The organism is Mesorhizobium sp. WSM4814, assembly GCF_055811595.1.
Genome location: NZ_JBVVQT010000001.1, coordinates 559,337 through 571,208, shown reverse-complemented (window position 1 = coordinate 571,208; position 11,872 = coordinate 559,337). Strand labels below are relative to the sequence as shown.

At 60.5% G+C, this 11,872-nt stretch carries 8 protein-coding genes and 1 pseudogene; 3 read left to right on the top strand and 6 right to left on the bottom strand.

All coding sequences use genetic code 11. From position 1 onward, the window contains the following. Positions 1 to 100 precede the first annotated feature (100 nt). A complete protein-coding gene (locus AC0L2V_RS02765; RefSeq protein WP_473519409.1) occupies positions 101 to 2,293 on the bottom strand; it encodes a GumC family protein in 2,193 nt (730 codons plus the stop codon). A gap of 196 nt (positions 2,294 to 2,489) precedes the next feature. Between AC0L2V_RS02765 and AC0L2V_RS02760 the strand changes: the two genes are divergently transcribed. Both AC0L2V_RS02760 and AC0L2V_RS02755 read left to right on the top strand, forming a co-directional pair. Next, on the top strand, positions 2,490 to 3,785 hold the full coding sequence (locus AC0L2V_RS02760; RefSeq protein WP_473511386.1) for a lipopolysaccharide biosynthesis protein: 1,296 nt from the start codon (positions 2,490 to 2,492) through the stop codon (positions 3,783 to 3,785). Positions 3,786 to 4,250: 465 nt separating this feature from the next. Then, the gene (locus tag AC0L2V_RS02755; protein WP_473519408.1) at positions 4,251 to 5,399 is read left to right on the top strand and encodes an alpha-hydroxy acid oxidase; all 1,149 of its coding nucleotides are present in this window, start codon (positions 4,251 to 4,253) and stop codon (positions 5,397 to 5,399) included. 91 nt (positions 5,400 to 5,490) lie between these two features. Here AC0L2V_RS02755 and AC0L2V_RS02750 read toward each other — a convergent pair. Continuing rightward, positions 5,491 to 5,889: pseudogene (locus AC0L2V_RS02750) on the bottom strand (DUF6492 family protein); the annotation flags it as partial. A gap of 260 nt (positions 5,890 to 6,149) precedes the next feature. Here AC0L2V_RS02750 and AC0L2V_RS02745 point away from each other — a divergent pair. Continuing rightward, on the top strand, positions 6,150 to 7,217 hold the full coding sequence (locus tag AC0L2V_RS02745; RefSeq protein WP_473511384.1) for a helix-turn-helix domain-containing protein: 1,068 nt from the start codon (positions 6,150 to 6,152) through the stop codon (positions 7,215 to 7,217). Between the two features lie 50 nt (positions 7,218 to 7,267). Here AC0L2V_RS02745 and AC0L2V_RS02740 read toward each other — a convergent pair whose 3' ends face one another. The 4 genes from AC0L2V_RS02740 to AC0L2V_RS02725 all read right to left on the bottom strand — a co-directional run bounded on the left by AC0L2V_RS02740 (position 7,268) and on the right by AC0L2V_RS02725 (position 11,618). Continuing rightward, positions 7,268 to 8,011: an META domain-containing protein gene (locus AC0L2V_RS02740; RefSeq protein WP_473511382.1), complete on the bottom strand. Its 744-nt coding sequence runs from the start codon at positions 8,009 to 8,011 to the stop codon at positions 7,268 to 7,270. 38 nt (positions 8,012 to 8,049) lie between these two features. Next, positions 8,050 to 9,666 carry an alpha/beta hydrolase gene (locus AC0L2V_RS02735; RefSeq protein ID WP_473511465.1) on the bottom strand — a complete coding sequence of 539 codons (1,617 nt, stop codon included), beginning with the start codon at positions 9,664 to 9,666 and terminating at the stop codon, positions 8,050 to 8,052. A gap of 158 nt (positions 9,667 to 9,824) precedes the next feature. Next, positions 9,825 to 10,130: a hypothetical protein gene (locus tag AC0L2V_RS02730; RefSeq protein ID WP_091595177.1), complete on the bottom strand. Its 306-nt coding sequence runs from the start codon at positions 10,128 to 10,130 to the stop codon at positions 9,825 to 9,827. A 282-nt stretch (positions 10,131 to 10,412) separates the two neighbouring features. Continuing rightward, on the bottom strand, positions 10,413 to 11,618 hold the full coding sequence (locus tag AC0L2V_RS02725) for a M14 family metallopeptidase (RefSeq protein ID WP_473519337.1): 1,206 nt from the start codon (positions 11,616 to 11,618) through the stop codon (positions 10,413 to 10,415). Positions 11,619 to 11,872 lie beyond the last annotated feature (254 nt).

The window sequence follows — 11,872 nt, the reverse complement described above, 5'->3', positions numbered from 1 at the left end:
CTTCGGGCGGCATTCTCACGAAAATCCGACCGGGCAATCCCGTCAAAGCGCCGTCTTATGCCGCTAACTCGAAACCGATGGCTTTTATTCTATTCGGCGCTCAGAAATAGCGCCGCGATCGGCTTTCGGTGAGTTCGCGAACCGCTTCGCGGAATTCGCGCAAGCTGGCTCGGATTTCCTCGATGGAGGCTTGCTGTTCAGCGGCTTTCGAAGCCTGATCTGCCTCGTCCGACGAGGCTCGCGGATACTGCTGCTGCGGATGAGGCACTGGTCCGGCATGGGGCGGAACGGGCGGCTGGTATGCTTTGTCTTCAATGGGTGTCCGGCGCTCCTCTGTCCGGCGGCGCGGCCGCGAATCGGCGGTTTCGCGCAGGCTCGCATAGGCGCCGCGCATGGCGCCGAGGCCGACACCGGAAGCAAGCCCCGCCAGCAGGCCGGCAAGCACCGTCATGGCGCGCGACGGTCCGTTTGGCTCGAGCGGGGCGAAGGCCTTGGAGATCACGTTGATGTTGGCGGTGTTGATGTCCTTCTGCTCGCCGGTCTCCCTGGCGCGGAGAAGATATTGCTCATAGACGGAGCGTTTGGCGGCGGCCTCGCGCTCCAGTTCGCGCAGCGTGACCAAGTCGCTGTTGACGTCGCCGCTGCGGACCTTCAACTGTGCCAGCCGGGAGGCCAGATCCTGTTCGAGCTGCACGGCGCGCCTCAGGTCGACCTGCAGCGACGAGGCGATGCGGCGCAGTTCCCCGGCGATACGCTCGCGCGATCCGGCAAGCTGGGCATTGAGCGCCTGGAGCTCGGGATGGCGTGGCCCGAGCCGGATCGCGGCGCGGTCGGCCTCCTGCTTGAGCGTCGCATATTGCGAGCGCAACTCGCTCATGGTGTTGGAGTTGATCTCCTCCGGCAAGGTGCCGCTCAGAACCGAATTCACGTCGATCGAGCGCGCCGACGCCGCGCGGGCGTTAAGTTCCAGCGTGCGCGCGCGGGCGATGGCCAGCTGCTGGTTGAGCTTGAGCATCTCGTCGTCGCTAATCAAATGGCCTTGCGCGTCGACGAGGTCGTGCGCGGCCCTGAAATCCTCGACCTTGCGCTCGGCCACTTCGACGCCCTTGCGCAGCTCGTCGAGCCTGCCCGTCAGCTCGTTGGTCGCGCGGCCAGCGGTGTCGGACTGGATCTGACCGAAGGTCTGCAGAAAAACATCCGTCATCGTGTTGGCGATGAGCGCCGACTTCTCGCCATTTTGCGTGGTGGCGCTGACGGAGATGACAAAGGTCTTGCCGCCGCGCTCGACCGAAAGGCTCTCCGCCAGATTGGCGACGGCCAGCGCACGGCGGCGACCTTCACCGGCAGCCGGCCCGTCATTGCGCGACAGGATCGACCGGATGACCGTCATTATCCCCAGCCCATCGGAACCTTGCCCGTTGAACTCCGGATCATTGACGAGATTGAGCTTGTCGACGACCTTGTTGAGAACGGTGCCGGAGGTGAGCACGCGAACCTGGTTCTCGACGATGGCCAGCGTGGCGTCGGACGCAACCACCGATTGCGTGAGGTCGCGGTCGGTGAGCTTCAGGTCGCGCGGGTCGACGATCAGCTCTGCGGTGGCTTCATATTTCTTCGGCGTCGACAGCGCGATGGCGACGCCAAGCGTGGCGCCCAGTATCGTCATGGCGACGATCAGCAGCTTCGAGCGGGCAATGCCGCGGACGACCTGCATCGGATCGATCAACGGCTTCCATTCTTGTCTGTCGTCATCCTGACGGGAAGACCGCCGCTCGTCATCTGCATATCCGGGTTCGGGTGCGGCATATCGAGGTTCGGGTGCGGCGTATCGAGGCTCGAACGCGGCGTATCGAGGCTCGAACGCGGCGTAACGGGAGTCGGCATCGGAGCGGCGGTCCTCGGAAACAGCGGCAGCAACCGGCTTCTCCCGTGGCATGGCTTCCGCATGGTCCGCTTCAATGGGCTCGTCAGTCTCAGGCGGCATCCGGGCGGCCGAGGCCGATGCATCCTCGGCTTGAAACCGGCTTGTTTCATCGTTCGCCGATAGCTCCGGAGTCACCCAGCGTTCCGGGGTCGCCGAGGGCTCCAGGTTTGCCGAGAATTCCGGATGCGCCCGCCGCTCGCGGCGTAAGCGCGCGACACGATGGCGCGCTGCAGCATCCTCGCGCCATGACGGGTCTGCCCGGTCCCCGATCGCAACCAGCGATGGTTCTTCTTCGCCGCGCAACGCCTGGCCGAGCGCCAGCAAGGAGCGCTCGCGCTTCCAATCTTCACGGTTTTGCCTGTCGACCATTGTCGTGGAGCTTGCCCTTTGCGGCTTGGACGCGCGGTCAGCCATTCGTTAAACCACGCTAAACAAGTATAGGAAACAAAAGGTTAATTTCCCAGCCTTGAAGACACGGTTTCCCTCTAGGGTTGTGCCCTTCTTGAAAGCATCGAAAGCGCCCAGAACCGCGCGTTAAACTTTCCGGCCTATGCTGTCTCGACACATGACCCAGGCTGGCAACATCCCGCAAAAACGGCCTCTCGCCCGGATCCGCGCTTTCGTCGCTGAGCGACGGCGGCTGGTTCGCGACTATCTTTCGGCGATCAGCGGCGCCGGCGGGCGGCTGGTGTTTTCGCTCGCCTATTTCATCGCGCTGGCCAACACGCTGTCGATCGCCGAATTCGGCATGTTCGCCACCGCTTCAGCGGCCGGCGTGATGCTGTCGCGCATCCTGGCCTTCGGCTTCATCTCGGCGCTTTACCGAACCGCCACCATCCGCCCCAATCTGATCGGCACCTTCACGGCCGGCTTCCTGCTGCTTGGCGCGATATCGCTGCCGTTGCTGGCTGCCGCCTCCTACGGCGTCTACCTGGTCTTCTTTGCCGGCACCGTGCCGCTGTCGGTCTTTGCGGCGATCGTGTTTGCCGAGGCGTTGCTGTGGCGGCCGGTCGAGGTGGCGCTGATCGTCAACAACGGCCTCGGCAAATTCGGCAGCGCCGCCCTGCTGACGATCCTGGCGACGGCCTTGCGGGCGCTCGGCGCCGTGCTGTTCATGTTCGCGGCGCAGCCGACCATAGGAGCCTGGTCCTGGTATTACATCGGCGCCAACGCCGCCTCGCTGCTCATCGCCTTCGGATTTTTCTATCCGCGACAGCGGCTGCGGCTGCGGCTGGCGCTCTATCTGCGGCGGCTCGCCGATTCCATCTACGTTGCCGGCGCAGAGGTGCTGTTCTACCTGCAGATGGAATTCGACAAGCTGCTGGTGCTGGCGATCGGCGGTCCGCACCTCGCCGGCATCTATGCCATCATCATGCGGCTGGTCGACCTGACGGCGATCCCGATCCGCACGTTCTCGATGATGCTGGTTCAGCGCATGATGCGGGCGCCGGAACTTTTGTCGCGCCTTTCGGTCAAGAGCGGTATCGAAGGCGGCGTGTTCGCGGTCTCGACGCTGGCGCTGGCGACACTCGCCATCGTGCTGCATTTCTTCCCCAACGCGCTCGGCAGGAATGTTGCGGAGGCCGCCCCTTTGGTGGCGCTGGCGATCTGCGTGCCGGGCCTGCGCAATCTCGTCGAATACCAGGCCGAGCTTCTGTTCGCGCGCGGTCAGACGCTGGTGCGGGCGATCAACCTGGCGCTGCTTGCCGGGCTGAAGGCGGTGCTGCTGACCTATGTGCTGACCCATATCCTGGACACACCCGATCTGGTGCTGTCGCTCAACGTCGTCTTCCTGCTGCTCTATCTCGCCTCGGCGCTGCTCACCTACTCGGCGATGCGCAGGCCGGCGAAGCCGGTCTAGGTCGACCAGCTGGCTGCCGTCGATGCCGAGATGGGATGGACACTTCGATTCGTTGGCAGTAGTCGCTGGCGATGGGACGCCACAAATGATCACGCGTGGTTTACAGGTGAAGGCCGTTATAGCAATCAAGCTCTAAAATGGGGGGAGTTCTACGAAGTGATCGGCGACGGCGGGGCAGTCGACGAGCCCGATTGGGGGGTTCTGTCGTCGGACAGTCCGACATCACGGCATTTCTTGTTCTATTTTCGAGATGAGACCATCGAAATTGTCGCCCGAGACTGGTCGTTCACTCGAAAAATGCCGGGTGTCGGGTAGCGGCGAGCCTTGCCGCCGCTTCTCCAGAGCAACGTTCGCGCCACGACTGCTACCAGTTCGTTGCGGCCGTTTATCGTTCAGCCCGCGTCAGTTAGGCATCGCGCAGCAGTGTGCTATCGGGCAGATGAGCCGGGCCAACGGAGTGATGAGATGCGTCTGAGGAATTGCCACAACTTCCATGACTTCCGCAGCATGGCCAAACAGCGCCTTCCCCGACCGATCTTCAACTACATTGACGGTGCGGCCGATGACGAAGTCACTTATCGGCGCAACAGGGCTGCCTTCGATGACTGCGACCTGGTGCCGAATGTTCTGCGCGGCGTGACCAATGTGGACATGTCGGTGACCGTCATGGGCCAGAAGCTGGCGATGCCGGCCTACTGCTCGCCAACAGCGCTCCAGCGCCTGTTCCACCATCAGGGCGAACGTGCGGTGGCGGCAGCGGCGGCGAAATATGGCACGATGTTCGGCGTCTCCTCGCTCGGCACCGTCAGCCTCGAAGAGGCGCGCCAGATCAGCAATGGGCCGCAAGTCTACCAATTCTACTTCCACAAGGACCGCGGATTGAACCGCGAGATGATGGCCCGGGCCAAGCAGGCGGGAGTAGAGGTGATGATGCTGACGGTGGACAGCATCACCGGCGGCAACCGCGAGCGTGACAAGCGAACGGGGTTCGCCATCCCCTTCAAGCTCAATCTCGCTGGCATCGCGCAGTTCGCGGTCAAACCGTCATGGGCGATCAACTACTATATGCATGAGCGGTTCCGGCTGCCACAGCTCGAAGGCCATGTCGACATGGGCGGCGGCGCGATGTCGATCAGCCGCTACTTCACGGAGATGTTGGACCCCTCCATGTCGTGGGGCGACGTTGCCGAGATGGTGCAGCACTGGGGCGGACAGTTCTGCCTGAAAGGCATCATGTCGGTCGAGGATGCCAGGCGTGCGGTCGAGATTGGTTGCACCGGAATTGTCCTCTCCAATCACGGCGGTCGCCAACTCGACGGCTCGCGTACCGCGTTCGACCAGCTTGCCGAGATCGTCGATGCGGTGGGAGACAGAATCGATGTGATGATGGATGGTGGCGTGCAGCGCGGCACCCACGTGCTCAAGGCCCTGTCGCTGGGCGCAAAGGCCGTCGGATTGGGCCGCTACTACCTTTTCCCACTGGCGGCCGCCGGACAGGCCGGCGTCGAACGCGCACTGGAATTGATGCACATCGAGATTGAGCGTGGCATGAAGCTGATGGGCTGCACCTCGGTCAACGAACTCACGCGACGGAACCTGCGCTTCCGCCAGTAACAGGCGACTTCCCACCCTTTCATGACCTCCTGAGAGGAAGGTCGGGGGCCTAAGCCCGGTCGTTAAAGGGCGATGTGTTTTTATCCTCGGACTAATCGAGCCCGATCAGGCGGCGGATGCGGCCGACATCGGTGCCGATAAACGACTGCATGCCGATGGCCACCTGTTGCGGCGCCATAGCGGCGACGAAACGGCGGAACTCGTCATCCGACAGCGCCTCGCCCGTCCAGTGGACGCGGCTGAACGCCTCCGAGCCATGGAAATGGCCGGCGCCGGCGAGCACGTCGTCGACATAGCGGCCGTAGATCAAGCATTCGGAGAATTTGCGCGCTGCACCGACGATTTCGACCCAGTTGCGGCCATGGATCGTCTCGATCCGCGCGCACAGCGCCGTCACGGTTTGGCGGCGCCAGGCAATCAGCGTCGAAATGTAGTCGTGGGTCGAAACCTCCGATGGTTCGATGCCAAGCGCCGAACCGGCATTGCGCGACCTCCGCGCTCCGTGCAGATCACGCATGAAAAGCTTTCGCATGAATCCCTGCAGCATTTTCCGACGCCGAAACTGCTAGATTCGTTTTTTTCAGAAGATTGGCCGCTTCGCAAGCATCGAGCCATCAGGCCCAATTCAAGGACAATTGCTCACACGCTCTGTCAATTTTGTTTTGAGGCTTGTGCGTGGTACGATATGGTACAAAGAAGGTGATGTTTGTTTGGACATTACGCGGAGCAACGGTAATTTAGAGTCATCTAATGTATCAAGACTCCGCGCTCCAATCGCTCGAAGAGCACGAAAGTAAGAATGCGAAATTTACGCATTCTCTTGATTTTTCAACCTTTAGCTTTCAACCGCACGAGCAATTTCCGGCTTTCCGTTTCGCCAATCGAGGCGTGATGGACTTGTCAGCCGTGCGGGATTGTCCTCAATCCTTTCCGGCCCGCCAAACGGTGTGGAACCTGGATAGACTCGCTTTTATGCGAACTGAGCTTCCAGGCGAAAATCATGCTCATCGCCAGAAGCATCTGAAAAATGCCGTTCTTGACCATTGGTATGTCACCCTGCCGTTTTGCTTGCCGGGTGAGTGGCATAAAGGCGAGAAAGCTGTGCCTGAGCTGCACTGCCTGGCCAGCCCGTTCGATAGACAAATCAATCACGACGGGGTCCTTACGCTCTTCATCCCAAACGATCTGTTTACCTCGACTGCCGGGCTCCATCGAATGTTGGATGCCAAGTTCGAAGGAGGGCTCGGTAAGCTGCTGGCAGACTACCTGCTTCTTCTCAACCGGTCGCTGGCGGATTTGCAGTCGCCGGAGATACCATACGTCGTCGAGGCAACACGAAGCCTTGTGGCCGTATGTCTCGCGCCCTCCCAGGATCGCTTGAGAGAAGCACAAACCCCAATCGACGCGACATTTCTAGGCCGAGCGCGACGGATGATTGACGGCAGACTTGTGGATCGCCAACTGACGTCCCAAACGCTGTGCGCGGAACTTGGCGTGTCCCGCTCCCGGCTATACAGAATTTTCGAGCCGCTCGGGGGAGTAGCTTCTTACATTCGCAAGCAGCGGCTACTGCGAACGCGGGACGCGCTCTCCGACATTGGCGATACGCGGTCCATATCCCGGATCGCCGAGCAATGGGGCTTCGTCGATGCTTCCAGCTACAGTCGAACGTTCAGGCACGAATTCGGCATTTCACCGAAGGAAGCACGGGATATAGGTTGGGCGAGCGATGGCTTCGTCGTGGCGCAGCAATGCCAGGCACGACACGAAGGGCCGCAAACGCTTTACCAGCTACTCCGCACTGTAGATGGAACCTGACCGGACCGAGCACGGCGGGACAAGTCCCCGCTAACGTCAGCTTAGCCGCCTCACGGCGCTCCCAGGCGAGCGACGGTCTTACCTGCAGCATCGACGAGCATCAGATTTCCATCCTGTACAAAATACGCCGCAGTTTGCGAAAGCGCTGCGTGGAAGACCGCCTCTTGAACGGACTTGGCATCTTCGCAGGCCATCATTGTCGATGCCAGTTGGCCAAATCTCATTGTCGTACCTTCTATATCGACGTCGCCGCGAAAAGCGTTGCAGCCACCATTGCCGCTCACCGCGCCATCAGCATCAAAAATAAGCGTCGACGTCACGTTCGTATCGGCCTTCTTGCCCTCCAGCTCTAAAACCCTCCATTCGGTACCTGCCAGCGAGACGCCGGAAGCCTCCTCTGCATCCTTACTGCCTGCCTGAACGAGGAGGATTGAAAACAATTCTCCCGCTCTCGCCAGATCAAACGGGGTCGGCTCGGCACTGGCGAACCAGGCGGAGCCGCCGACCTCAATGCGGGCCTGTATCGCATAGGCCCCTCCGTTCGAGAGTTTGCTTGAATCGACAACCAGGCCAAAGGCAATGGGAACTTGTCCGGCCGGCGCCACCGCAGTTGCGGCCAGGGCGGTTTTTGGCTTGGCCAAATCTATGAATTCCACAAGGAGAGTGGCATCTGAGGGTAGCGCAATCCGCTCCCGGTAGAAGGCGCTGCCGGACAGTTTCACATCCGCAGCATACGCGCCATGCGACGCCAGGCAGCACATGGCTGCGGCAACAAGGGCTGACAGCAGCTTCACGGCGTTTCTCCTACTTTTGTAACAATGACAAAACTGATTTATCCGCTGACAGGCGTCGTCCCGCGCGTGATGAAAAGGACCTTCAGCCGAGCAACGTCTTCAGGTGTAATGCTCGGCGGATCGGTTACGGCCAGCCACGCATCGATATAGTGCTGCGGTGCAAAGACATGGCCGTAGCCCATTGGAGACGTCGTCGCCATTGCCATATCGACCGTCAGTTGCAGCATCGTGATAAGCGGATACCAGCGAACCTGCTCCGATACGTCGGGTCCGCGCGGCTCTTTCATCCAATCGGGTTCTCGATAAAGCGTGGCGACGTCGAAGAAGGTTATCGGATCGCTGGCGTATTGAAGGTAGACTATCCGGATCGGTCCCCACTCCGCGTCTGGAATGTCCAAGGCATCGTTCTGATTGGTAAACCGGAAGATCGAGCTGTTGCGAAAGCGGGGGAGCCATTCGGGCGATCCGGAATTGCGGCCGTCGGTAACGGATCGCCAGGTGCGGCTTGCGAAAGGTGGCCCGCTCCACAAGGCGCCTTGAAACGGATCTGCGACGACATCGTAAAGGTTCGCCGACTGTTCAGAGTTCATCGCCCCGAGGCTTAGGCCGTGCAAGTAGAGTTTCGGGCGGGCGTCGCGTGGAAGCGAAGACCAGTAGGTGTAGACCTCTTGGAACAGCGCGTCGCCGGCCTCCGCACCGTAGTCCGGCTCGACCAGGAGGGATAACCAACTGGCGAGGTAAGAGTATTGCATTGCGACGCTCGCGATATTGCCCCTGTGAAGATATTCAACCGGGTCCAGCGCAGCCGGATCAATCATGCCGGTACCAGTCGGCACGATGATGATCAGTATGGATCTCTCGAACGCGCCGGTGCGTTTCAATTCCTGCAAGGCCAGCTTCGCGCGTTCATCCGCAGTGTCGGCCGAACCCATTCCGACATACACCCGAATAGGGTCCACAGCCCCTTCCCCGAAGAAAGTGGTTATCTCTGCCGCCGTTGGACCGGAACTGACAAACCTGCGGCCCTGCCTGCCGAGTTCTTCCCATGACAGCAAAGAAGCCGCGCTTCCCGTCTTGATCGATTGCGCGGGCCTGCTGAGGTCATCTTCAATGAGAGCATCCATCTGCTTGAACGAGGAATCCAGGATTCTAAGCGTCAGGCTGAAGACCAGTCCCTCGACGACCGACCAGAACAGCGCGACCGCCAGCAGGCCGCCGACAAGATGGGAGACCCGCCTCGGGACGAAGCGCCCAAGCCAGCCGGAGAACACCAGGAAGGTGTGCCTGAAAAGGTGTGCCAACAACATGAGTGTCGCAAATACGACGACAGCGACAATCCCTGTCTTGAGCGGACTCGCGGTGTCCAGCGGAGCGAGATCCATCAAAACGCGGATCGAATTCTGCCATTCCAGAGTTCTCCAAAGGAAGACAGCGGCAATCACAACGCACGTGCCGGCGACTGCAATTCTCGCCGCCTTCAGGGTTCGGTCCCGTAGCTGCGGCAATTCGAGATAGGTCCACAGCGAATAAGCGACGAAGCCGATGCCGTATCCGAGAGCAGCCGAAAGTCCCGAAAGCACACCCTGGACCAGATAGGATCGTGGTATAAGGCTGGGCGTAAGAGAGACCGCGAACGCAAGGGTCGCTACCAGCATCCCTGCCGCGAGGAATGAGTGTGCGAGCTTTGTCAGGATCGCGCGCAACCCATTGGTCCTCAGCGTTTAACGGACAGCAAACTTGCAAGGACGGCGTAACGATCGAGTCCTTAGGCTGAGTCTAACGGAATCCAGACCCTGGAAGATAGCCCTAGCCATTATCTTCTAAGGCGACGCAGATCGACGACGCGGCCATTGTTCGCGCTCACTGCAATTTCGAAACGGCTTGCGCCGCGCCTGGCGCGATAGACGAAGAACCGCCCGCGGCAATCGACACGTCGAATGTCTCTGAAGCCGCGATTGCGCAAGATTCGCTCGCCATCACGACAAGTGATGGCACGGCCGTTATTGAGGCTGGTGCCGATATTGATGTTTATCGTGACTGCGTGGGCGGGCGTTGACGAAACTACAGGGAGAACGAAGCTGAGAGCTACACCAAAGCAAGCGAACAAAAGACGACGCATAAGACTTCCTCCATATCGACGGGCTCTTCGAGAACAATTCGTCCTCGGCTGCCTTGTCAAGGCAAAGACGGTGGCGGCCAATATCTCAGGGGCAACCATACAAAGTTCAGGACTCTGTGCTCATGACCTCTCTCCATCGAAGCTAAGTTCGAGATGAGTAGAAAACAAAACTTGCCTCCTGTCTGCGTGTTGCCGTCCTTGGCGCCACCGAAAAGGGGGCAGGAACCGGACGCAGGAGCCGGAGCCGGAGCTGGCGCCTTTCTCGGCGCTGTCGTGGCGTACTCACTCCGGGTAAGTTTCACCGCCATCCGGCCCCGCCTTGTTGAAAAGGATGAATGCCAAGGGGTCGCCAGGCTCGGACGGTACTTCGCTGCGCTGGCCCGCAATCTCTCCATTAACGCTGCTTGTATATTCCGCGACCACTTCGCCGAAGCTGTTGCGCTGGATGGCCACCTTTTGTCCGGCTTCAACCTTGTCGTTGAGCTTGACCAGATGCTCGATAAACCCGCCCTGGGTTGCCACGACCGGAACCGCGCTGTTGCCTAAGAAAACACCCACGTCCTTGCCTGTCCGTCCCATTGGGCCGGCCAGGATGCCGTGATGCTTGAGGACATTCATCGTGCCCTCCACGAACAGGGGGATCATCTCGAGATCGAGGACGCGCGCAGCGCCGACCTCCGGGCAAAAAGACGGGATACCCGCGTCGACAAACGCGTCATGCAGGACACCGGGATATGTATGATTGTCGAAGATCTGGCCGACCGGGTAGAGTTCCACCATCGACCGTATCTCGGGCACATCCATGCTTGCAATATTGAATGCGGTGACTTCGAATCCGCTTGTCCCGGTATGGAAGTCGATCGCCGCGTCGGCGTTCGGCCGCAGCAGCCGGTTGAACAGCAGCGCGGCGTGCCGGCTGGGCGCGGTGAAGCCGTTCTCGTTCCCGGGCCATTCCCGGTTCATGTCGATCAGGCCGGCGCCCCTGCCCGAATTGGGCCATCTGCGCTGCATGCCCTCCATAGCCGGGCGGGCGATGTCCGTGACCGCCATCACCGTGCCCGACATTTCCGCTGGATCGAGCTGGTTCATCACGGTCAGGACCGTATGCACGGAACTCATCTCGTCGCCGTGCACACCGCTGGTCAGAACGACGCGCTTGCCCGGCTTTGCCCCCTTGGCGACCGCCACGGACACATACCAATACTGTCCGGTGGGCATCTGCACGCCCTGAAAGTACAAGAGGTGCTTCTGCCCGGCTTCCAGGTCGCTGACGTCGAGCGCACTGACGACCTTTTTCCCCTGGATCACTTCGCCGGTATAGACCGTTCCCTGAGACCCACCGGATGCGGCGTCGGCAGAGGGAGCCGCTACGTCCTGGGCGGTTGCAGAGCCAGCGTTGGCCGCGAGGGCGGCCGCCGCGCCAACCGTCGCGATGGATGCTATTATCAGATCGCGACGGTCGAGGCCTTTTTTGGATAGGTCCGACATGATCAAGTCCTTGTGTGTATCAAGGTCGCTTCGGCTTGAGCGGTCATTGATGGAGAAAGGAACGCTCGGAGATCATCAGATGGACCGTGACTACAGCTTAGGATGCTTCCGCTTCCGTTGTTGACGATAGCGCCTTCTGGCCGCCTTGCCATTGGCCCAGAATTCCAAAACTGTGCCTCTCGTCCTACATCGGACGATATTCTCCAAAGCGCTCCTGTTCCCTCGGCCTATCGCCCGATTTCGCCAGCGACGCC